Source organism: Flavobacterium lipolyticum, from assembly GCF_020905335.1.
In the GTDB taxonomy this organism is placed as follows: domain Bacteria; phylum Bacteroidota; class Bacteroidia; order Flavobacteriales; family Flavobacteriaceae; genus Flavobacterium; species Flavobacterium lipolyticum.
Window position 1 is genome coordinate 3103850 of record NZ_JAJJMN010000001.1, and the last position, 24636, is coordinate 3128485.

Consider the following 24636-nt stretch of genomic DNA (forward strand, 5'->3'; position numbering starts at 1 on the left):
CCTTTTTAAATTTAATATTATTTCTAAGGAATTTATCCTACCAATTCCACAAATTTAAACTCACCCTCAACAGCGACTTTAGTCAGGCCATGTTTAGATAAGTTTTTCATGGATGCATCCCATTTTTTACCGCTTAAATTAGCAGTAATTTTTAGTTGCTGAAGATCCATTTTGTTTTCATTTCCTTTCAATAAATCAACGATAAATTTCTCTTCGTCTGATAATTCGACAGTCTGTTTTTTCTCCGGGCGCATTTGCGGGAATAATAAAACTTCCTGAATTGATGCATTATTGGTTAGATACATAATCAAACGGTCCATTCCAATACCCATTCCTGATGTTGGAGGCATACCATATTCTAAAGCTCTTAAGAAATCCTCGTCGATGATACCGTTTGCTTCATCATCACCTTTTGCAGCCAGACGCATTTGGTCTTCAAAACGCTCTCTTTGATCAATTGGGTCGTTTAATTCAGAATAAGCATTCGCAATTTCTTTACCACAAACCATTAGTTCAAAACGTTCGGTTAAGTCTGGATTATCGCGGTGTTCTTTGCATAGCGGAGACATTTCTTTTGGATAATCCGTAATGAAAGTAGGCTGAATGTAATTTCCTTCACATTTTGCACCAAAGATTTCATCGATTAGTTTTCCTTTCCCCATTGTTTTGTCAACTTCGATTCCCATTCCTTTTGCAGCTTCAAAAAGTTCTTCTTCTGTTTTTCCTGAGATATCAAAACCGGTAAAATGTTTGATCGAATCCGTCATCGTAACACGAGCGTAAGGCGCTTTAAAGTTGATTTTATGCTCACCAAAAGTAACTTCGCTTGTTCCGTTTACGGCAATCGCACAATGTTCCAGCAGGCCTTCTGCAAATTCCATCATCCAGTTGTAGTCTTTGTAGGCTACATATATTTCCATTGCAGTAAACTCAGGGTTATGTGTTCTGTCCATTCCTTCATTACGGAAGTTTCGGGAAAACTCATAAACACCTTCAAATCCACCAACAATTAATCTTTTTAAATACAATTCGTTTGCAATACGCATGTAAAGCGGAATATCAAGCGAATTATGGTGCGTGATAAAAGGTCTTGCCGAAGCACCGCCGGGAATCGATTGTAAAACCGGTGTGTCAACCTCAAGATATCCGGCATCGTTAAAATAACCACGCATAGCGGTAAACAACTTGGTACGTTTGATAAACGTTTCTTTAACATGCTGATTCACCGTTAGATCTACATAACGCATTCTGTAACGCAATTCAGCATCATTAAAAGCATCGTGTACATTTCCGTCCTCATCAACTTTTGGTAAAGGCAACGGACGTAATGTTTTACTCAAAAAAGTAAACCCGCTCACACGAATACATTTCGCTCCAACCTGAGTCGTGAACAATTCTCCTTCGATACCAATAAAGTCTCCTAAATCGGTTAATTTTTTAAAAACCTGATTGTATAACGTTTTATCGTCACCTTCGCACAAAACATCGCGATTCACGTACAATTGAATACGCCCTTCACTATCCTGCAATTCAGCAAAACAAGCTTTTCCCTGATCTCTCACACTCATCAAACGTCCCGCAACGATCACCTTCTTACCTTCCTCAAAAGATTCCTTTATCTGCTTTGAAGTATGATTTACAGGAAAAAGATTAGCCGGATAAGGATTGATTCCTAAGTTGCGTAAGTTTTGAAGTTTTTCTCTTCGGATGATTTCTTGTTCTGATAATGCCATTTTGTGCTCTTTTTTAAGTGTGCAAAGATAAAGAAAAGAATGTAGATTTCAGAATGCTGATTTTAGATTTTTTGAAGCAGTAATTTTCAGGTTTTCAAGGTAGTTTTGTCCCGCTATCCACTTGTTTCTTTTCTAAGATTCTAAGATTATGAGGTTCTGAGAATCTAAGAATCCAACAAAACGATTAAACGATTAAACAAATCACCAATTAAACAATTAACGAAACTTCGTATCTTTGAGAAAAAATTAGCCACAATGAAATTATATAAGTTACTCAGTTTTTCTTTTTTATTTGCCACTCTGGCAAGCTGTACTTTTACCGAAAATATTTATGTAAGTGATAACGGAACCGGAAAATTTTCTTTAGATATGGACGGTTCTTCTTTAATGGCAATGGCAGGAGATCAGATTGGTAATCAATTGGGAGCGAATAACAAAAAAAATATGGATTCTACTTTTACCTTCAAACAGCTATTGGCGGATAAAGGGGAAAGCATTTCAAAATTATCTCCGGAAGTTCAGAGTGAAATAAAAAAATTGGAAGATCTTGTGGTGAATATCAAAGTGAATGAGGAGAAAAAAGAATTTCTGATGACATTTTCGGAAGACTTTAAAAAAGTAAATGACTTACATGATATATTACAATCGGTGAATACACTTCAAAAGCTGGTTGGCGGAGCAGATGCTTCAACACCATTTGTAGGTGGTTTGGGAGACAACAACAGTAAAGTAAGTTTTAATTACGACGGAAAGAAATTTACCCGTAAAGCGACAGTCGACAAACAAAAACAAGCAGAGAAAGTGAAAGATACGACAGCCGAAATGTCAAAAATGGTTTTTGCATCTTCTACTTATGTTTTAAAATACCATTTTCCAAAACGCATTAAAAAAGTATCAAATCCGACCGCTTTGTTTAGTGAAGACCGAAAAACAGTTACAATTCAATACCCTTTCACGGATTATATGGAGAATCCTGACAAACTTAACTTTGATGTTGAGTTTGAAAAATAATTAAGATGAATAAAAAAATCCAACTTCAGGATTTAGGAAGCAGAGACTATAAATCGACCTGGGAATATCAGGAAGAACTGTTCAAGGATATAGTCGACCTAAAAATCAGAAACAGAAGAGAAGAGCTTGATTTAGAAACACCCAACTACTTGTTGTTTGTAGAGCATCCACACGTGTACACATTAGGAAAAAGCGGTGATTTCGAGAACTTACTCTTGAACGAAAAACAATTGGAGGCCAAAGGAGCTACCTTCTATAAAATCAATCGTGGTGGTGATATTACCTATCATGGGCCGGGACAGATTGTGGGCTACCCCATTTTAGATCTAGAGAATTTCTTTACCGATATTCATAAGTATTTACGTTTTCTCGAAGAATCGATTATCCTCACTTTAGAAGAATACGGTTTAAAGTCCGGACGAAGTGACGGTGAAACAGGAGTCTGGCTGGACGTTGGAACTCCGTTTGCCAGAAAAATTTGTGCGCTTGGTGTTCGTGCGTCACGCTGGGTAACCATGCATGGATTTGCTTTAAATGTAAATGTCGATTTGGGGTACTTTGATAACATTATCCCATGTGGAATCCGTGGTAAAGGAGTTACTTCCTTACAGGTAGAACTGGGTGTAGAAAAAGTTGATGAAGCAGAAGTAAAAGCGAAAATTATCAAACATTTAACCCATTTGTTTGAAGCGGACTTTGTTTAAAAAAAAGAGCTTTTGAAATATAAAATAATATGATACATGCTGAAGAAAATAACAATTATAGAATTGCGGTTCCTTCAGCATTTGATACTGTTTTTTCACATTTTTATTTTGCAGAGAATAAAGGCAATATTCCTGTAACGGAAACACTATTGCCTACTTTTCAGACCATTTTGGTTTTTATTTTTGGAGAAGGTGTTTCTTTAAAATCACAGCAAAATACAACTCTTGAAGCACAGAAATGTCTTGTTTTAGGACCAATAAAACAAGCTTTTGAATACACTTTAAATCCTGATTCGGAGATTTTAGTTGCCAATTTTAAAGAAGATGCATTTTATAGATTTTTTGGACATGCACTTCTTACTCATTCTTTACCTGTTGATCCTGATACTTTGATTGCCGAAAATTGTTTTGCCCTTTTATGGGAAGAACTTAAGGAACTCTCTAATCCAAACGAACGTGTTGATCATATTTTAGAATTTTGCAAACCTTATTTGCGGGAACAACATGTCATGACTTCTCTTTTAACCGATTTTAGAGAAAAAAACATAGATCCGATAAAAGCAGTCGCCTCTGAAACAAATCAGTCACAGCGAAATGTTCAGTTGAATCAAAAGAAGTTTTTTGGCTATACCATCAAAGAAATTAATCGGTACGAGCGTTTTTTAAAAGCAGTAGAGGTAATTCAAAAGGATATTTTAAAAAATGCAAAAACAGACTGGCTTGCTGTTGTAGAGCAATGCGGTTATTACGATCAGAGTCAGTTGATACATGATTTTAAATATTATATGAATATCTCGCCAACCAAATTTCTGAAATTTCAAAGCGATATCTGTAGCTCAAAGAAGATTTAGAAGTCTGCTTTTCGTTTTCTTACAATTGTGATCAGATCCTCGGATTTACATTTGTCATGTTCAATCTTAAAAAACAGAAAACATGAAAAATTTAATCGTTTACGCACATCCAAACACAGGAAGTTTAAATCACTTTTTCAAACAAATTATTGCGGAAAGACTTGAGGAATCCGGGCAGGAATTTGTCGTGAGAGATTTAAACGCAATCAATTTTAATCCGGTTTTATCTTTGGCGGATATGACTGGACAGAGAGTAGGGGAAATTGCCGGAGAGGTTAAAATCGAACAGGATTTTATCGCATGGGCTGACCGCATTGTTTTTATATACCCAATTTGGTGGACAGGAATGCCCGCGATTATGAAAGGTTATATTGACCGTGTTTTTAGTTATGGATTTGCTTATCGATACGATCAGGGAATTCAGAAAGGTTTATTGACAGGGAAAAAGGCAATCATAATCAATTCGCACGGGAAATCAAATGCAGAATACGAATCAATAGGAATGGATAAAGCTTTAGCACTAACGTCAGATATCGGAATTTTTAATTATTGCGGACTAGACGTTCAGAAGCATTTTTATTTTGATAAAGCAGACAGAGCTTCTGACGAGAATGTTTCAGGATGGAGCAATCAGATTAAAGACGTGTTTCAGGAAAAGGTTTTGCAGGTATAATTTGTTATATTTCTGTTTTATAGTGGTTTAAGGCAATTTTTTGGAATTGTTGAAGTTATTTATAAAACCACTTTTTTCTAAAACTTAACCAATTATGCAAAATGTAATAACAGACCTGTCGCGATTTATGCAATTTAATGAAGCGGAAAGTATGGCCTTTAAAAACATACTAAGACTAAAGAAAATCAAAAAAAATGAGCATCTTTTAGTCGAAGGAGAGGTTTGTAATTTCGGAGTTTTTATTGCGGAAGGCTGTATTCGTTACTATTACTCGCTTGATGGAGTAGAATCTACCGGAAACTTCTTCTTTGAAAATGACTGGTATTCTGATTTTGAGAGTTTTCTTTACGGAAAACCTTCATTGCTCAATATAGAAGCTTTGGAAGATTGTGTGTTGTATCTGGCGTACAAGCATGATTTTGAAAAACTGGTTGCTGAATATCCTGTATTCAATTCCTTTTTGCGAATTATGATGGAAAGAACCATAAAAGGTCTAACGGGTAGAAATATGGCAATGTCTTTATTGTCGCATGAAGAACGCTATTTACGTTTTTTAAAGTACTGTCCCAAAGTGGTGGAGAGGGTTTCGTTAAAATACATTGCCAGTTATCTGGGAATCCAACCCGAAAGTTTAAGCCGAATTAGAACCAGAATTACATTGAACAGTAAATCTTAACTCAAGTCAATTTTTAAGAAAATTCGGCTCTTTATTTTTGCTTCTATAACTGTAAAGCAAAATAAATATGAAAAGAATATTCTTGATTATTATAAGCCTTTTTGGGTGGATCACCTATGCTCAGACGGGTACCGTAAAAGGGAAAATAATTGACAAACAATCTGAAAAACCAATTATCGGAGTTGCTATAGTATTAATTGGCGATGAGAAAAAAAATGCCATTTCAGATGCTGAGGGTAATTTTAAATTAACCAATATTCCGGTTGGCCGACAGAGTTTGAGTTTTAGTTTTGAGGGTTATGAAAATACTTCTGTTTCTGACCTGGATGTGACTACAGGAAAAGACAATCTGCTGACGGTTTCGATGATGGAGAAGTTTAATACACTGGATGAAATTGTGGTGACTTCGGGTTTAAGTAAAGCCAAACCCATTAATAAAATGGCGTTGGTATCGACTAAACAATTTACGACAGAAGAGGTCAATCGGTACGCCGGAGGAAGGAGCGACGTGGCACGTTTGGTTTCTAATTTTGCGGGAGTTTCTACCGGAGATGACAGCCGAAACGATATTGTGGTACGTGGAAATTCACCATCGGGAATGTTGTGGAGAATAGAAGGAATGCCGGTTCCGAGTCCCAATCATTTTTCGACACTGGGAACGACAGGAGGCCCAATTTCAGCTCTGAATCCAAATCTTTTAGCTAATTCTGACTTTTTAACCTCTGCTTTTCCAGCGGAATACGGAAATGCAATTGGAGGTGTTTTTGATCTGAGTTTCCGAAAAGGAAATCCCGATGATTATGAGTATATGATTAGTGCCGGAGCTTATCCGGGTGTCGAATTTATGGCCGAAGGTCCGCTTGGTAAAAAAGGAGGTTCCTTTGTAGCGTCAGCCAGATATGGGTTTGTCGGGGTTTTAGGTTTAGCGGGCACAGATGCACAGCCTAATTACAGAGACATTAGTTTTAATGTAGATTTAGGAAAAAGTAAAATGGGTAATTTCTCGCTTTTTGGAATCTACGGAACATCGGATATTGATTTTTTAGGAGATAAAATAGATAAGGAAGATCCTTTTGCTGCGCAGGATGAGGATGCCTATGTTAAATCGGGGTTTGCTTCTTTTGGATTAAAACACAATTTAGAGATTGGAACAAAATCATATTTGAAAACAATTGTTGGTTTTTCAAATTCGAGCAACTCTTATGAGAATTTCCGCTATTATAATTTCAATACGCCCGCAGTAAATCGTTTGCCTTTTACGGATATTAGTAACAATGAAAATAGAGTTACTTTCTCGACTTTGTTCAATTCCAAAATTAATAAGAAGACCACTTTCAGAGCAGGTTTACTTTTTGAGAATTATACGCTCGATGCTAAAATGGCTACCCGTGACAGACAGCAGGACAATAACGGAGATGGTTATCCGGACTTTGTACAGCTCATAAACAATAACGGGAATTATAATATTATTCAGCCTTTTGCTCAGGGACAATTTCGTTTGACCGAAAAACTAACCTTTAATGCGGGGATACACGGACAGTATTTTTCGATAAACAAAGAGTTTGCTTTCGAACCCAGAGCTGCTTTGGCTTATGCGGTAAATCAAAGGAATACTATTAGTTTTGGTTATGGATTGCACCATCAAAGTGTTGCGGCTCCAATATTATTTCTGAACGAATGGGTAAATGGAAATCAGGTTCAGACTAACAAGAATCTCGATTTAGTTCAAAGTCAGCATTATGTTTTGGGTTATGATGTACGATTGGCCAGAAAGTGGAGAGGGAAAGTAGAAATTTACTATCAGGATATTAGTAAGGCAGGAGTTCAGTCCCTTCCAAGCAGTTATTCTACTTTAACAGAAGGGGCTGATTTTGGTTATTCAATTGATAAAACGTCTTTAGTAAGTAAAGGAAGCGGATACAATCAGGGGATTGAATTTACAGTTGAAAAATTCTTTAGTGAAGGCTATTATGCTTTGTTTACTACTTCGCTTTTTGAAAGTAAGTATAAAGGAAGTGATGGTATAGAGCGGAATTCACCTTTTAATAATGGGTATGTCGTCAATCTGTTAGGAGGGAAAGAATTTAGAATAGGGAAGGCTAAGAAAAATGTTTTTTCGATTGATACTAAATTTACAACTGCGGGAGGACGTTATTATACTCCGGTTGATTTGGCTGCTTCTAAGAATGCCGGTTATGAAATCAGAGACGATGCCAATGCATTCAGCAAACAGTATGATCCTTATTTAAGGTTGGATGTGAAGTTTGGAATCAAATTTAACAGTAAAAGGAAAAAGAGGTTTCATCAGTTTTATATCGATTTTCAGAATGTAACCAACCATACCAATATCTTTACCAAGGAATATAATCGTTTGACGAATAGTGTTAATCAGAAAGATCAGATTGGTTTTTCTCCCGATTTTGGATATAAATTTCAGTTTTAAAATCATTAAGAGTTTAGTGAACAGAACAAATGCAGACAAAAGATACGTCTATTGTCTGCATTTTTTATATTTAAGATTCATTTTGGATTTAAGCGGAAATCTGTCGGGGATTATACTTTTACAATTTCTACCCTGCGGTTTTTTGCTTTATTTTCTTCACTTGTATTGTCAACAATTGGTTTGTCAGAGCCCCAGCCTTTTGTTTGTAGCCTTGAGGCATTTATTCCTTTAGAGGTTAGTGAAGCTTTTACGGCATTTGCTCTTTGTTCAGAAAGTTTTTTATTGTGGGCTGCGTCGCCATCATTGTCTGTATGACCTTCAATAGTGATTTTAAGATTAGAATTAGCCGTTAACAATTTCTGGATTTCATCAATTATAGGTACAGATTCTGTTTTTATAGTAGCCTTGTCAGTATCGAAATTAATATACAAAGCGATGTGCCCTTTAGTATCAAGTTCTTTTTTTATGGCATCCGCTTTGATGAGAGAGGCGGTCATCTTAAAAGGTTTTGTTTCTAAAACCATCCATCCCGCCGAAACTGCATCGTCATACGGAGTAAGCTGAATCCAGATATTTCTGTCGGCACGTCGAATCAAATAAGTAGTGGTAATGGCATTTGCCATGAAACCGTAACCATTCATATATTTTACACGATTGTTGTCTGGAATTGTATGGGAGGAATCTGCCGGAACTTTCATTTCAGAGATTTTTACTCCATCCACACTTTTAATCAGTTCATCTAAATTTCGTGCTACTTCGAGATCGCTATAAGATTTCCCTTCTTTTGCTTTAATTCTGGAATAGAAAATTTTTCCTTCAGGTTTTTCGAAATGATCTTTTACCCAAAAATAAGCAACGTCGTAATCAGCAATAGTGTTCTTAGAAGTGTCTTCGTAATTTTCAGGCAGATTAAAATAAGGGAATGTGCCAAGTGTTTTGTCTGAAATTGGTACAGAATTGAAATCAAATTTTTTAGCCGACGAAGATTCTGAAGTGGTTTCGGTAGCAGGGGGCGTTACAAGAGAATCTGTGGTATTTGTCACATCATTCTGCTTTTTATTGGAATTACATGCTACGATCATACATGCAATTAGAAGTAATGTTAAAATTTTGATTTTCATGTGGTTAGTTTTTAGAGAATCAAAGATAACAAAGCAAAGAGATTTTAACAAAGAAAAAGATTCAATTTAATCAATTTTTTTTGAATGTAATGTTTTGAAAAAGTGATAGTTATTATTGTTTGGATTCTGTGTTTTGTGACGGATTATTTGCCTTACGTTTTATATAAAAACAATTGGTCTGTTGCTATTTTATTTTTTAGAAAAGCTCCAATTGAGTAGGAAGCAGCTTAAAGGACATTCGATGGTATTTGGTTGTACCATATTTTTTAATGGCTTCGCGGTGTTCAGTTGTTGGATAACCTTTGTTCTTTTTCCAATTATACATTGGAAACTCTTCATGAATTTTATCCATATATTCATCACGATAAGTTTTAGCGAGAACCGAAGCTGCTGCAATACTTAAAAATTTTGCATCTCCTTTTATGATACTTTGGTTAGGGATTGATTTTAGTAATTCGATTTCAGCTGTAGAAAATTGTTTTCCCACAGTATTCCTAAGTCCTAGTTTTGCATTCAGAGATCGGTTTCCGTCAACAATAATAAATTCAGGTAGGGGTGTTAACTTTAAAACACATTCCTGCATTCCTTTCATCGAAGCATTCAGGATGTTTATTTCGTCAATTTCATCAGGCAGTAAATGTGTAACCGCAAAACTGATGGCCTGCTCTTCTATAATAGGTTTTAATAAGAATCGTGCTTTTTCAGACAATTGTTTACTGTCGTTTAAAATTTGGTTTTCAAAATTGGCAGGGAGAATTACGGCTGCTGCAGTTACCGGGCCAGCCAGACATCCTCGGCCTGCTTCATCAGTTCCGGTTTCTAAAAGGTATCCTGAGAAGTTTTTTTGAAGCATTTTCTGGGTTTTTATATTCAAGGTCACAAATATTGTAATTTTTTTTAAGAGTGCTAAAAAAACTTTTTTCAATGATAGCTTGGATTTACGGAAAAGAAAATAAAAGATTCAATTTTTAAAGGGTTCGTAAAAGGGACCGTCGTTTTTTAAGAGGCTTGCTTTTTCGCGGGTTCAAGTGTTAAAACCGTGTTAAGTGTTAAATTTACATAAATCTATGTTTTTAGCATAAATTAAAGAATATTGCTATTAAAAAGAATGGAATCTAAATAAATTGTGATAGATCTTAGTAGATGTTTAGGAATTTAGGCTAAAAATAAGTTAAAAAATTTTGGTGTTTTAAGAAATAATTAAGATGTTTGCGCCATACTAATTCAAAATAAATTAAAATGAAATTAAAATTTAAATGGATTTTTACGCTGGTTGTGGCGTTGTCTATGCAGTTTTCTTTTGCTCAGGAGAGAACTGTTACTGGAAAAGTCTCTGATAAAACAGGGGTAATTCCGGGAGTAAATGTTCTTGTGAAAGGATCTAAAGTAAGTACTCAAACTGATTTTGACGGAAGTTATTCCATTAAAGCAAAGACAGGTGATGTTTTAGTTTATTCATATGTTGGTATGAATAACAAACAAGTAACTGTTGGTTCTTCAAATTCAGTTAATGTGGTATTGGAGTCAGAGGCTCAATTAATGAATGAGGTTGTAGTTGTAGGTTACGGTGTACAGAAAAGAAAAGAAGTAACCGGTTCTATCTCTAAAATTGCCGGAAGCGACATTTCTAATCTTGTAACTCCGAGTGTTGAAGGACTTTTGGCAGGTAGAGCGACGGGAGTTCAGGTATTAAACAATACCGGACTTATTGGTGCTGCGCCAAAAATTAGAATTAGAGGTATCGGATCTATTTCTGGTAGTACAGAGCCATTAATTGTTGTTGATGGTATTCCAATTTATTCTGGTGATATCGGAGGGGTTTCTTCTACAAATGGTTTAGCAGATATCAATCCGGATGATATAGAATCTTTTGATATTTTAAAAGATGGTGCTGCAACTGCTATCTATGGATCAAGAGCAGCAAATGGAGTTGTTTTGATTACAACTAAAAGCGGAAAGAAAGGGACTCTTAAAGTTTCTTATTCAAGTGTTTTTGGTGTTGCTAGTGCTGCTAAAAAATATGATTTGTTAGAGACTCCTGATTTTCTGGTTATTTCTAATGAAAAAAGAACCAATAGAGGTCAGGCTCCTTGGGCAGTTGGAAATACTTACAATACAGATTGGCAAGGTGCCGTGTTAAGAAATGCACCTCAAATGACGCATAATCTTAATTTCAGTGGAGGTTCTGATAAAACAAAGTACTATTTATCTTTAGGACTTACTGATTTAGACGGTATCAATTTATCTAATAGTATGAAAAAGTATTCGATTAGAGCTAATATTGATCAGGATGTTAACAGATGGTTTAGTTTTGGTACAAATTTTAATGTAAACAGAACGGAGTATAAAGGATTGAATAGTGCCGCAAGCAGTTTATCAGGTAACTTTTTTAATACGATCAGACAGTTGCCAAATACGCCTATTTATGATGCTCTTGATCCAACAGGATACAATCTTTCGTCAAATAATGCAACCGTTGGACAGTGGGATAATTTAGCTCCGGTAGGAGATAATATTACCAATATTATTTATGCATTGGATCATAATAAATATGAATCAACAACAACGAGAATAATTGCAAGTGTTTTTGCAAATGCAAAGATTACTTCTGATTTAAGCTATAAATTGCAGGTAAGTGCAGATAATGCATCAACAGATGGTTACCGATACTGGAATCCTGTGCACGGAGACGGACGTTCATCAAATGGTAGTGTATATCAAGATAATACAAATCTTATGAGATGGAACTGGCAGAATATTTTGAACTACAAGCACACTTTTGCTGAAGATCATAATCTTGGAGTAACAGGTGTTGCTGAATATCAAAAATCCAAAACTAAGATTTTTTGGGGGTCAGGAAGTGATATTATAAGTGATTTCTTTGATAAAAATTTAGTAAGTAATACTTATAATACAAGAGATTCTGGTGGTGGTGTTACTGAAAAAGGTATTATGTCTTATTTAGGTCGTGTTACTTATAACTACAAAGAAAAATATTTTATTCAGGGATCCCTTAGACGTGACGGAATTTCTCAGTTTGAAAAAGATGTTAGGTACCATAATTTCCCTGGAGTTTCTGCAGGTTGGACCGTTTCTAAAGAAAGTTTCATGGAAGGAATTAGCAATACAGTTTCTGATTTGAAATTTAGAGGTTCTTATTCTCAGGTTGGTAATGTTGAGGTTTTGGATGGAGCTTCTTATCCTTCAAAAGATCTTACAATTGGTTCTCCTTATGGTTCTTCTAATGGTATTGGTTACTGGCAATTTGGGAATCCTTTATTAGAATGGGAAACTTCAACTAAAGTTGATTTTGGTGTAGATTTAGGATTACTTAACAATCGTTTGACATTAAGCTTCGATTATTTTAAAAATAATATCGACAATTTAGTTTTGGCTGCACCACAACCTCCATCCATTGGTATTCCTAATAATACGGTAAATCAAAATGTTGGTAAAATGTACAATCAGGGATATGAGTTTGCTGCTACATTTAAGGCAATTAATAATGCAAACTTTAAATGGGATATCTCTTCTAATTTAACGCTTGCTAAGAATAAAGTTACGGCATTGTATCAAGGACAACCAATCATAGGGGGGTCATCTACAGATACAAGCATTGCTCCAAATATCATTATTCAGCAAGGAGAATCAGTTAATTCTTTATATGGATTTAAATACTGGGGAGTTAATAAAGCAAACGGTAACCCGGTGTATTACAAAGCAGACGGTAGTTTAGTACAAGGAAACTTGCCAGCTGTTACCTATTCTGTTTTTGATCCAAATAACCCGGCAGCGGCAGGTGCACCAGCATCATTGACTAGTTCTGATAGAACTATTTTAGGGAATACGTTGCCAACTTATTACGGATCTGTTAGTTCTACGATGAAGTATAAAAATCTTGATTTTGGTTTTATGTTCAGATTTAGTGGAGGGAATAAAATTTTTAATTCCACTAGAAGAGAGTTGATGAACCAAAACTTTAACAACAACGGAACAGAAATTTTAGGAAGATGGCAAAGTGTTGACAATCCGGGAGACGGATGGACACCAAGATTATATGCAGGTACAAATACTTCAACAAATCTTAGTGGAAGCGCAAGTACTCGTTTTGTTGAAAAAGGCGATTTTATTTCACTTGATAATATTAGTATTGGTTACACATTGCCTAAAATGTTGCTAGATAAAATTAAAGTAGATAACTTCAGACTATTTGTTCAAGCGCAAAATATTTGGCTGATTTCAGATTACAAAGGTTTAAATCCTGAAATGGAAACATCTGGAGTAGATATTAATGGAACGCCACGTTCAAAAGTGATCTCAGTTGGATTAAATGTAAGTTTATAATAAGTACATATGAAAAATATAATAAAAACAATTTTACTTTCTGTTGCTGTACTCGGGATGAGTTCATGTACAGAAGACAAGATATTGGATTTAAAACCAGTAAATAATATTCTGAGCCCTGATGCTTTTACAACACCAACTTTGATAGAGAGTTATATGAACGGTGTTTACAATGCGGCAGCTATTGGTCAATATAACGCTACTACTGCAAATGGTGGTAGAGGATATGTTTGGGGAGCTGCGTATGTAGAGCAAGGAGAAGCAAGAGGTGAAGATGTTGTTAATATGGCAACATTTTATGATTTGACATACAGTACAACCTATGATCCAACTAGTGCTAACAATGTTTATTACTGGGTTGATGGTTACAGATTAATCAACAGATGTAATTTGATGATTGAAGGTACAACAGATGCTGTTGCCAAAGGTGTCATCACCAAAGCGATTGGCGATAATTATATCGGTCAGTGTAAATTTTTAAGAGCAATTACACATTTAGAATTACTAACTTATTTTGCGAAACCTTATTTTGACACTCCTGGTGCAACTCATGCGGGTATTCCTTACAGAGAAGTTGGAGTTAATACACAAGCTGAAATTGACTCAGAAACAGTAAAACCTAGAAATACAGTTGCTGATTGTTATGCAAAAATTCTAACTGATTTAAACGCTGCAGAAACTTTAATTACTACAGGTAGTTCAAGCGCATTTGCATCAAGAGTTGTTGGTAAAGCTTCTAAATGGGCAGCAATTGCGTTCAAAACGAGATTGTATCTTCAAAAAAGAGACTGGGCAAATGTAATTGTTGAAGGGAATAAGTTAACAGGAGCTTTTGCATTGACAGCTGATCCTTACGCACCGTTTCAGAATACTACCGCTCTTAATACTAGTAACTCAGAGTCTATTTTCTCTATTCAACATGCTGCTACATCTAATCCTGGTGTAAATGCTGCATTAGCCAGTATGTTAAGAGACAGAGCACTGGTTTGTATTAGTCCTATTTTATGGAGAGATACTAAATGGTGGTTGACAGATGATAAACGAAGAGAAGATGGGAAGTTTATTTTTACTGCAGCTGGGATTAAATACACTAATAAATATACAGATGTTACAAATCGTACAGATGCTGCACCAGTTATCAGATATGCTGAGGTAGTGTTGAATATGGCTGAAGCTCAGGCACGTTTATCAAATTTACCAGGAGCTCTAACTTTGTTGAACTCTGTAAGAAACAGATCGTTGGCTAATCCTGTAGCAACTCCGGGGAACCCTGTGGCGCAGGCTTATACAGCTGCTTCTTTTACTACTGTTCCTACTATGGTTGAGGCTATTCTAAAAGAAAGAAGAATTGAATTTTTACAGGAAGGTCGCAGATGGACTGACATTCACAGATTGACGGCAGATCCAATAGCATCTGTTGCAACTAACGGAATTCCTGCTAAGGTAGCTAGTGCTGTCTCGCCTCCTGCTACTGCATTTGTTTTGGGTAATAGTTTTGTGATTACAACTCCGGTTGCCGCTATACCTGCATCTGACTTTAGATTTTTATGGCCAATACCACAAATTGAAATGAATACTAATCCGGGATTAGGTCAAAATCCAGGATGGAATTAAGATAAATATTTTGATTTTTTTTGAAAGCCCCCGATCATTTTTTTGATTGGGGGTTTTTGTTTTAATAATTTGGTTTGAAAAAGAATTCAGATCACAATGATTTGTTTTTTTATACGTTTTTATCTTTTACCTTTGCTTGATAAATTTTATACAAATAATTACCTATAAAACAATCAAATGAGAATATTCATTTTTCTATATCTTTTAGTTGTACCAACTTTATTATTTTCTCAGGAAAAAACTACTTCTAAAAATAGTTTAGACATGAACACAAAATATTCAAGTATAACGGATACGGTAAAAAAGAAAAAAGCCAAGATTGCTACTATAGATCAATATCAGATTATCACATTAGAACACGATACTACCTATGTTGACACCTCGCTGACTTTGAAGAGTGCTTATAAACAAAATCACCTTAGAAAAGACGACTTTGGACTTTTGGCCTTCTCCAATATTGGACAAACATTTAATACATTACAATACAGTCTGACCAGTTTCTCTCCTTATCCTGAAATTGGTTTTAGTGGTAAACATTTTAATTATATGCAGGCCGATCAGATTAATTATTATTCGGCGGCTACTCCTTTGACAGAATTGTTCTTTAATACTACCATTAACAAAGGACAAAACGTAGACTCCTTTATTACCTTAAACACCTCAAAAAATCTTAATTTTTCGATTGCTTATAAAGGCTTGCGTTCAGAAGGAGATTATATCAATCAGCTGGTAAGTGCTGGGAATTTTAGGTTTACAACGAGTTATGCTACAACGGATAAAAGATATGCCATAAATGCACACTATACCTATCAGGATATTTCTAATGAAGAGAATGGTGGGATTACGACACCCACAGATTTTGAAAGTGATAACAAAGATTATAAAAACCGTCAGCGATTACAAGTGTATCTTACAGATGCCAAGTCCTTTTTAAAAGGAAGACGCCTGTTTTTTGATCATGCTTTCAGAGTAAATCCCAAGAACGGAAGCAACAATTTATATGTAACACATCAGTTTAATTACGAAAATAAACTTTTTGAATATAATCAGGCAACACTAGCTTCAAATATTGGTAATGGAACGGCGTTTCAACGCTTTGGGGATTCGTATGTTACAAGTGGTATCAACGATAAAACGAAATACGAAAGGCTCTACAATAAGGCAGGACTTGCTTACGAAAACTCTCTTTTAGGAAAATTTAATTTTTTTGTAGACGATTACCGATCCAATTATGAGTACGGTAGAATTATCATAGGGAAAGACAAAAAAGTTATACCGGATAATTTATTTGTACAAATTAACAATTTCGGAGGTCAGTACGAATACCAAAAAAATAAATGGAACGGTCGTTTTCTGTATTCAAGATCGATTACAAATCAGTCGCTTTCTAACTTAGATGCGAAACTGAGATACGATATGAATGATAAAATTCAGTTTGATTTCAGATATCGTAACATCAATAAATTGCCAAACAACAATTTCAATTTGTACCAAAGCAGTTACACAGAGTACAACTGGTCGAATAATTTTAAAAATGAAAAAATTAACTCGCTTAGCGCCAATGTGTCAACCCCTTGGTTAAATGCAGAAGTTCAGTATACCGTTTTAAACGATCATCTTTATTTTAGAGATAAATCTTCTGCTGCTCAGGCTGCTGCACATATTCAAATTATTGAGCCGGCTCAATATGGGAATGCGATTAATTATTTGGAAATTAAAGCAAGCCGTGAGTTTAAATTTGGGCGATTTGCCTTAGATAACACCCTTTTATACCAAAAGGTTGGTCAGTCAGATTTGATTCTTAATGTACCTGATTTTGTGACCAGAAATACCTTCTATTATTCAGGGCATTTTTTTAAGAAAGCATTGTACATGCAATCAGGAGTTGTATTCAATTATTTTACAAAATATTACGGGAATGACTATAATCCGGTTGTAGGAGAGTTTTTTGTTCAGAATGATAAAAAGATTGGCGGTTATCCGTTATTCGATCTTTTTCTAAACGCCAGAATTCGTCAGACCCGATTTTATTTTAAAGCAGAACACATAAACGCTTTATTCTCAAAAAGCGATTATTATTCAGCACCTAATAATCCCTATCGTGATTTTGTAATCCGATTTGGTTTGGTTTGGAATTTCTTCCAATAAAATTAGGCGCCTCATAGATTAAAAACCAAATATTAAAATTCAAATAGAAATGGACTTTTCAAAAAACATTTTAGAAACAATAGGTAATACACCATTGGTAAAACTCAACAAAATTGTTGCTGAAATAGATGCACTGGTATTGGCAAAAGTCGAAACATTTAATCCCGGAAATTCTGTTAAAGACAGAATGGCTGTGAAAATGATTGAAGATGCAGAAGCAGATGGCCGATTGAAACCGGGAGGAACTATTATTGAAGGGACTTCAGGAAATACAGGAATGGGATTAGCACTTGTAGCGATCATTAAAGGTTACAAACTGATCTGTGTAATGTCTGACAAACAGTCGAAAGAAAAAATGGATATCTTACGTGCAGTAGGGGCTAAGGTGGTAGTTTGTCCTACCGATGTTGAGCCTACCGATCCACGTTCTTACTACTCAGTTTCAAAACGTCTGGCTAGTGAAACGCCAAATTCATGGTATGTAAATCAATACGATAACATGTCTAATGCATTGGCACATTATGAGCAAACCGGACCGGAAATCTGGAAACAGACAGAGGGAAAGATTACTCATTTTGTAGTGGGAGTAGGAACTGGGGGAACTATTTCGGGAGTTGGGAAATATTTAAAAGAACAAAATCCAAATATTAAGATCTGGGGAATTGATACCTATGGCTCTGTTTTTAAAAAATACCATGAAACCGGAATTTTCGACGAGAATGAAATCTATTCTTATATCACAGAAGGAATCGGGGAAGATATTTTACCTAAAAATGTTGACTTCTCTTTAATTGACGGATTCACCAAAGTAACAGACAAAGATGCGGCAGTTTACACCAGAAAAATAGCTTTAGAAGAAGCAATTTTTGTTGGGAATTCAGCAGGAGCCTGTATAAAAGGGTTGTTACAGTTAAAAGAGCATTTCAAGCCGGATGACGTTGTAGTAGTGTTATTTCATGACTCAGGAAGCCGTTATGTAGGTAAGATGTTTAATGACGACTGGATGCGCGAACGCGGTTTCCTGGAAGAAAATGTAACAAAAGCAGAAGACGTTATTAAAGATCATATCGATAAACAATTAATTGTCGTTCGTACCGAAGAATTAGTTTCTCATGCCATCGAACGTATGCGTAAGTATAAAATTTCGCAAATTCCGGTGGTAGATATTAATGGATTTGTTGGATCTGTTGACGAAACGGATTTATTCAGAAGTTACGTTGCCGATAAAAACGTTGCCGAAAAACCGATTAAAGAAGTAATGGGGAAACCTTTTCCAATCGTAAAATTAGGAACTCCAATTGAAGAAGTTTCTAAGTTGTTCACAAAAGAAAATGATGCCGTTTTAGTAGATCTTGAAAACGGTAGTCATCATATTATTACAAAATATGATATCATTGGGTCAATAAAATAAGATCCTTTTTACACATTTTTAAATCCATACATCTAGTTTTAAGTAATTAGATGTATGGATTTTTTGTATAAATGTAAATCAGGTTAGGTTTTGTAGTATGGATTTTAAGTAGATGAAAAAATAATTTTTGTAAGAATATTAGTAAAATTTATTAATTTAGGACTGTGTAATCATTGTATATGCCTGAATTATGAAAGAAGATTTTCTTCATTACCTCTGGAGATTCAAAAAGTTTGAAACTCTAGATCTTAGAACTACTCAGAATGAACCGCTCATCATTATTAAAACGGGTGATTATCTGGAACTTTCCGGGCCGGATTTCTTTAATGCTCAAATTAAAATAGGAGATCAAAAATGGGCAGGTAATATCGAAATACATCTCAAGTCTTCAGATTGGTATGTACACGCTCACGAAAAAGATACCGCTTATGACAATGTAATTCTGCATGTGGTATGGGAACACGATACAGAGATTTTTAGAAAGAATAATACCGAGATTCCGGTTCTGGTTTTAAAAGAGTATACTTCTAAAGAAATACTCACTAATTATCACGCTCTTGTAGCGCCAAAATCATGGATATTCTGCGAAAAAAGCATCACTGAAATTGAGGAGTTTGTTTTTAAAAACTGGCAGGAAAGACTATTCTTTGAGCGTTTAGAGCGTAAGGCAATATTTATTTATGATTTGTTAAAGGAGAATCAGCAGGACTGGGAAGCGGTTTTATTCTCGTTATTTGCGAGGAATTTTGGATTGAATACCAATGGAATTTCTTTTCTGCAAATGGCAAAATCCCTTCCGTTTTCAATTGTTAGAAAGGAAAGCTTTGAAGTTGAAAATCTCGAAGCGTTGTTTTTTGGCACCATTGGATTGCTGGACTCTGAGAAAGAAGATGTGTATTTCACCGACTTAAAAATGAGGTATTATTATCTGTTGAACAAATACCAGTTAAAAAGGCATCCTATAGATCCAATTCAGTTTTATAAGCATCGCCCGGATAATTTTCCAACCATTCGACTCTCACAACTTGCTAATTTATATCAAAAACAAAACCTGTTTTCAAAAATAATTGCTGTAAAATCAGTTGAGGAAGTACGTAAGCTGTTAATAGTATCGGCAAGTACGTATTGGCAGAACCATTATCAGTTTGATAAAGAAAGTTCAAAGAAACCAAAGGCTTTGTCTCACGCATTTATAGATTTACTCATTATAAATACGATTCTCCCGCTTCAGTTTGCCTATGCGGCTACAAGAGATGAATCAATTTCTGAGGAGTTAATTTCTTTTATGAATCAGGTAGCACCAGAGAGCAATGCGATTATTAGTAAATTTGAGTCCTTTGGAGTAAAAGCTAAAAATGCTTTTGAAACTCAGGCGCTTTTAGAACTTAAAAAAGAATATTGCAATCAGAAAGCCTGTTTAAGATGTGCATTAGGAATAGAATTGCTTAAGAATAATTAGATAATTAGACAATTAGATAATGAGGGACTGTGATAATTTTTATTGTAGGGGAATGTTCACTTCAAAAATCTACAATCTGTAATTAGAAAATGAGACAATGTGATAATTTTGTACTTTTGTAGAAAGAGACAAATTAAAAATCTAGAATCTGAAATCTATAATCTAAAATCAATAAAATGTCGGCTATTTTAAAACTTAAATTCTTTTTTGAAAAATATGGTTTTCACGTATCTTCAAGATTAGCGGATAAACTTGGGATGCGCGTGACAAGTGTGAGATTGTTTTTTATTTACATTTCATTTGTTACCGCCGGGCTTGGATTCGGAATTTACCTTACTTTGGCTTTTTGGATTCGTTTAAAAGATCTGATTCGTGCCAAACGAACTTCGGTATTTGATTTATAAAAAAAAGCTCCAAATTTTATTTGGAGCTTTTTTTAGTTTTTTATTCTTCGATTTCGTTATTGTTAAGTCTTGATCTTTTCTTACTGTATCCGAAATAAACCAAAATACCGATAGCTAACCATCCTAGTGAAAGAAATTGAGCATCGTGGCTTAAATTGATCATTAAATAGGTGTTGATTGCAATACCTAAAACGGCAATAATTGGTAGTGCAGGAACCTTGAAAGTTCTCGTTAATCCAGGTTGTTTTACTCTTAAAATCCAAACCGCGATACAAACCATTGTAAAGGCAAATAAAGTTCCAAAACTGGTCATATCAGCTAATTTGTTGATTGGTGTAAAAGCAGCAACTGTAGCAATAATACCACCTAAAATTATTAAGTTAGTTTTTGGAGTTCCTGAAAGTGGATTTACTTTAGAGAATACAGCAGGAATTAATCCATCTTTAGACATACCAAGGAAAATTCTGGATTGTCCCATAATCATTACCATTAATACAGAAACAAGACCAATTGTTGCAGCAATTGTAATAATAAAACCAGCCCATCCCTGTCCGGCAATATCAAATGCATAGGCAACAGGAGCTTTAATAGCATCAGGATATTTTCCTAGTGGATTAAAATCTTTGTAGTTCATCATTCCTGTTAGTACTAAAGAAACAAGAATATATAAGGTAGTACAAATTAATAAGGAAGCAATGATCGCAAACGGAACATCTTTTTTAGGGTTTACCGCTTCACCTGCCTGAGTCGAAACAGCATCGAAACCTACATAAGCAAAGAAAATTGCAGCAGCACCGGAAACAATTCCTCCAATACCGTAAGCATTGTGCGTAGTTTCTTTTTCTATAATTTGAGTAGCTGCCGGAATAAACGGACTCCAGTTTGCAGTATTGATAAAGAAAAGACCGGCGATAATTACAAATATTACAGCTGAAACTTTAAGAATAACAATGAAATTGTTTGCTTTTGCAGCACTTTTTGTTCCTTTAATAAGTATGGAAATAACCAAAATGACAATTAAAAAAGCCGGAAGATTCATAGAAAAACCTTCTCCGGTGTAACTGGCAGGGTCTGTGGTCAGCCATTCAGGCAAATGGATATGAAACATTTTGAGCAGTTTATTAAAATATCCGGACCAGGAAACGGCGACCGTCATCGATCCCATCGCATATTCGAGAATAAGTCCCCAACCGATAATCCAGGCGAAAATTTCTCCAATTGTTCCATATGCGTAGGCATAAGCAGAACCTTCAACAGGCAAAATAGAGGCAAACTCAGAATAACAAAGAGCTGCGAAAACACAGGCAATCCCTGCAATGATGAAGGAAACAGCTAAGGCCGGACCAGCGTGGTAATAGGCTCCGGTACCTGTAAGTACAAAAATTCCTCCTCCAATAATGGCACCAACACCAATGGCGGTAAGGCTCCATTTTCCTAAAACTCTTTTTAAATCACTTTTTTTCATATCGGCCTCAAAGGCTGATATAGGTTTAACTCTCCAAATTGACATATATTATATTGGTTTATTTGTTACTAAGCTCCAAATGTATCGTTTTTTGTAAAAAATAAAAACAATTATCTCATTTTTAGTTGTAAAATATTAAATATTTTGATAAAACCTCCGTTTATCAATCTTTCCGGGCTGAGATTCATTAGATTAATGAGGTATAAATAATGAAAAATGTAATTTTTTAAAATGCAATATTTTTGCTAATTTTCTTAATAAAGCTTTAAGTTTTTCTTATTTTAGTAATTTAAAAAATGAAGGAAAATTTTTAATAAAATGAATTTAAGACGTTTTGAAGTTCTTTTGAAGTTTACACAAGAACAACGTAAAGGTGTTTTTTTACTCTTTATTATTATAGCTGTATTGCAGGCGGTTTACTTTCTTGTTGATTTCGATATTTCGGAGAAGATTGTTCCTGAAGAAAAGCAGTGGATGAATTTGCAATCCGAAATAGATTCTTTAAAATTTTTAAAGTCTGGAGAGAAAAGAAAGGTCTATGCTTTTAATCCAAATTTCATTACCGATTACAAAGCGTACAAATTAGGAATGTCTGTCCAGGAGATCGATCGTCTGCTGGCGTTCCGAAAAGAGAACAAATATGTAAATTCAGCAAAAGAATTTCAGGAAGTCACAAAAATCTCAGATTCTTTACTGAGAGTGATTTCTCCGCTTTTTAAATTTCCGGAGTGGGTTACCAATAAATCAAGTCATAAGATCAAAAGAAATGAGTTTTTTAAAGAACCTGTTTATGAAAAAGAGGAAATTATAGTACAGGATATGAATAGTGCTACTCAGGAAGATTTAGTTAAGATATATGGTATAGGGGAAGCTCTATCGATAAGGATCCTTAAGCAAAGAGAAGTTTTGGGAGGTTTTGTTTCGATGGAACAGATGAATGAGGTTTGGGGACTTTCGCCAGAAGTTGTAAAAGAATTGACTGCGCATTTTAAAGTAGCAATTCCTCCCTCCTTAAAAAAAATCGCCATAAACGAAGCCTCTTTAAAAGAGTTGGCAAAGTTTCCTTACTTCCGATATGCATTGGCCAAGGAGATTGTGACCTATCGAAGTATGAATGGGAATATTAATAATATTGAGGATTTGTCAAAAATTAAAGGTTTTCCTATTGAAAAAGCAAAAATAATTAGTTTATATTTGGAGTTCTAAAAAAAAACAGAATTACAATGGATTTTCAATATAATGAAACGCAGTTGATGATTGCGCAGTCAATAAAAGATTTTGCTGAGAAAAATATCCGTCCAAATATCATGGAATGGGATGAATCTCAAATTTTTCCGGTTTCCCTGTTCAAGCAATTGGGAGAAATGGGGTTTATGGGAGTTTTGGTTCCTGAAGAGTATGGTGGTTCCGGTTTAGGGTATCACGAGTATATCACCGTTGTAGAAGAGATTGCAAAAGTAGATCCATCAATTGGTTTATCTGTTGCGGCTCATAATTCATTATGCACCAATCATATTTTGACTTTTGGTAACGAAGAACAAAAGAAAAAATGGCTGCCAAAACTTGCAACAGCAGAACATATTGGAGCCTGGGGATTAACCGAGCACAATACCGGTTCAGATGCGGGAGGAATGAATACGACCGCAGTTAAAGAGGGTGATGAATGGATTATAAACGGAGCCAAAAACTTCATTACACATGCTATTTCAGGAGATATTGCGGTAGTAATTGTTCGCACCGGTGAAAAAGGAGATTCAAAAGGAATGACGGCTTTTGTTCTTGAGAAAGGGATGAAAGGATTTAGCTCAGGAAAGAAAGAAAATAAATTAGGAATGCGTGCCAGTGAAACTGCTGAGTTGGTTTTTGACAGCTGTCGCGTTCCGGATGCTAACAGATTGGGAGAAGTAGGACAAGGATTTGTTCAGGCGATGAAAATATTAGACGGGGGACGAATTTCAATTGGAGCTTTGTCTTTGGGGATTTCAAAAGGAGCTTATGAAGCGGCTTTGAAGTATTCAAAAGAGAGATATCAATTTGGTCAGCCTATCAGTAATTTTCAAGGTATATCTTTCAAATTGGCGGATATGGCTACCGAAATAGAAGCGTCGGAGTTGTTATTGCATAAAGCAGCTTATTTAAAACAACAACATAAGCCGGTGACAACATTAGGAGCTATGGCGAAGATGTATGCTTCCGAAGCTTGTGTGAAAATTGCCAACGAGGCAGTTCAGATTCATGGAGGTTACGGTTATACAAAAGATTTTCCGGTAGAGAAATTCTACAGAGATTCTAAATTGTGTACCATTGGAGAAGGAACAACCGAAATTCAAAAAGTGGTTATTTCCAGAAATTTGTTGAAAGAGTAAAAGGATATAGAGTAAAGAGTAAAGAGTAAAGAGTAAAGAGTAAAGAGTAAAGAGTAAAGAGTAAAGAGTAAAGAGTAAAGAGTAAAGAGTAAAGAGTAAAGAGTAAAGAGTAAAGAGTAAAGAGTAAAGAGTAAAGAGTAAAGAGTAAAGAGTAAAGAGTAAAGGGATGAAGAATAGAGGATACGTAGTATTGAAGTCTTTATTCTTTGTTCT

At 35.2% G+C, this 24636-nt stretch carries 18 protein-coding genes; 14 read left to right on the plus strand and 4 right to left on the minus strand.

Going from position 1 to position 24636, the window contains the following annotated elements:
- Positions 1-32: 32 nt before the first annotated feature.
- Positions 33-1733, minus strand: a complete 1701-nt coding sequence (gene lysS, locus LNQ34_RS13520; protein WP_070905511.1) for a lysine--tRNA ligase — start codon at positions 1731-1733, stop codon at positions 33-35.
- Between the two features lie 255 nt (positions 1734-1988).
- Between lysS and LNQ34_RS13525 the strand changes: the two genes are divergently transcribed.
- The 6 genes from LNQ34_RS13525 to LNQ34_RS13550 all read left to right on the plus strand — a co-directional run bounded on the left by LNQ34_RS13525 (position 1989) and on the right by LNQ34_RS13550 (position 8091).
- Positions 1989-2744 carry a hypothetical protein gene (locus LNQ34_RS13525; RefSeq protein ID WP_230000139.1) on the plus strand — a complete coding sequence of 252 codons (756 nt, stop codon included), beginning with the start codon at positions 1989-1991 and terminating at the stop codon, positions 2742-2744.
- Positions 2745-2749: 5 nt separating this feature from the next.
- Positions 2750-3448: a lipoyl(octanoyl) transferase LipB gene (lipB, locus tag LNQ34_RS13530; protein ID WP_202702954.1), complete on the plus strand. Its 699-nt coding sequence runs from the start codon at positions 2750-2752 to the stop codon at positions 3446-3448.
- Positions 3449-3477: 29 nt separating this feature from the next.
- Complete coding sequence (locus LNQ34_RS13535; protein WP_202702955.1) at positions 3478-4299, plus strand: helix-turn-helix domain-containing protein; 822 nt, start codon at positions 3478-3480, stop codon at positions 4297-4299.
- A gap of 82 nt (positions 4300-4381) precedes the next feature.
- The gene (locus LNQ34_RS13540; RefSeq protein ID WP_202702956.1) at positions 4382-4972 is read left to right on the plus strand and encodes an NAD(P)H-dependent oxidoreductase; all 591 of its coding nucleotides are present in this window, start codon (positions 4382-4384) and stop codon (positions 4970-4972) included.
- Positions 4973-5066: 94 nt separating this feature from the next.
- Positions 5067-5648 (plus strand): Crp/Fnr family transcriptional regulator, encoded by a 582-nt coding sequence (locus tag LNQ34_RS13545; protein ID WP_070905507.1) that lies wholly within the window; start codon positions 5067-5069, stop codon positions 5646-5648.
- Positions 5649-5715: 67 nt separating this feature from the next.
- Positions 5716-8091 carry a TonB-dependent receptor gene (locus tag LNQ34_RS13550; RefSeq protein ID WP_230000140.1) on the plus strand — a complete coding sequence of 792 codons (2376 nt, stop codon included), beginning with the start codon at positions 5716-5718 and terminating at the stop codon, positions 8089-8091.
- 110 nt (positions 8092-8201) lie between these two features.
- Here the strand turns inward: LNQ34_RS13550 and LNQ34_RS13555 are convergent, their stop codons facing one another.
- Positions 8202-9212, minus strand: a complete 1011-nt coding sequence (locus tag LNQ34_RS13555; protein ID WP_230000141.1) for an OmpA family protein — start codon at positions 9210-9212, stop codon at positions 8202-8204.
- Positions 9213-9408: 196 nt separating this feature from the next.
- Positions 9409-10065: a ribonuclease HII gene (rnhB, locus tag LNQ34_RS13560; RefSeq protein WP_202702959.1), complete on the minus strand. Its 657-nt coding sequence runs from the start codon at positions 10063-10065 to the stop codon at positions 9409-9411.
- A 386-nt stretch (positions 10066-10451) separates the two neighbouring features.
- Between rnhB and LNQ34_RS13565 the strand changes: the two genes are divergently transcribed.
- The 6 genes from LNQ34_RS13565 to LNQ34_RS13590 all read left to right on the plus strand — a co-directional run bounded on the left by LNQ34_RS13565 (position 10452) and on the right by LNQ34_RS13590 (position 20592).
- A complete protein-coding gene (locus LNQ34_RS13565) occupies positions 10452-13556 on the plus strand; it encodes a SusC/RagA family TonB-linked outer membrane protein (protein ID WP_202702960.1) in 3105 nt (1034 codons plus the stop codon).
- A gap of 9 nt (positions 13557-13565) precedes the next feature.
- Positions 13566-15170, plus strand: a complete 1605-nt coding sequence (locus LNQ34_RS13570; protein ID WP_202702961.1) for a RagB/SusD family nutrient uptake outer membrane protein — start codon at positions 13566-13568, stop codon at positions 15168-15170.
- 177 nt (positions 15171-15347) lie between these two features.
- Complete coding sequence (locus LNQ34_RS13575; RefSeq protein ID WP_202702962.1) at positions 15348-17318, plus strand: putative porin; 1971 nt, start codon at positions 15348-15350, stop codon at positions 17316-17318.
- 49 nt (positions 17319-17367) lie between these two features.
- A complete protein-coding gene (locus LNQ34_RS13580) occupies positions 17368-18729 on the plus strand; it encodes a pyridoxal-phosphate dependent enzyme (RefSeq protein WP_202702963.1) in 1362 nt (453 codons plus the stop codon).
- A 190-nt stretch (positions 18730-18919) separates the two neighbouring features.
- Positions 18920-20188 (plus strand): DUF2851 family protein, encoded by a 1269-nt coding sequence (locus LNQ34_RS13585; RefSeq protein ID WP_230000142.1) that lies wholly within the window; start codon positions 18920-18922, stop codon positions 20186-20188.
- Positions 20189-20364: 176 nt separating this feature from the next.
- Positions 20365-20592 carry a PspC family transcriptional regulator gene (locus tag LNQ34_RS13590; RefSeq protein ID WP_026985787.1) on the plus strand — a complete coding sequence of 76 codons (228 nt, stop codon included), beginning with the start codon at positions 20365-20367 and terminating at the stop codon, positions 20590-20592.
- Positions 20593-20632: 40 nt separating this feature from the next.
- On the opposite strand, the gene LNQ34_RS13595 is transcribed toward LNQ34_RS13590, so the two are convergent.
- Positions 20633-22102 (minus strand): APC family permease, encoded by a 1470-nt coding sequence (locus LNQ34_RS13595; protein ID WP_202702965.1) that lies wholly within the window; start codon positions 22100-22102, stop codon positions 20633-20635.
- Positions 22103-22375: 273 nt separating this feature from the next.
- Between LNQ34_RS13595 and LNQ34_RS13600 the strand changes: the two genes are divergently transcribed.
- The gene (locus tag LNQ34_RS13600; RefSeq protein ID WP_230000143.1) at positions 22376-23263 is read left to right on the plus strand and encodes a ComEA family DNA-binding protein; all 888 of its coding nucleotides are present in this window, start codon (positions 22376-22378) and stop codon (positions 23261-23263) included.
- Positions 23264-23280: 17 nt separating this feature from the next.
- Positions 23281-24423: an acyl-CoA dehydrogenase family protein gene (locus LNQ34_RS13605; RefSeq protein ID WP_202703519.1), complete on the plus strand. Its 1143-nt coding sequence runs from the start codon at positions 23281-23283 to the stop codon at positions 24421-24423.
- The last annotated feature ends 213 nt before the right edge of the window (positions 24424-24636 follow it).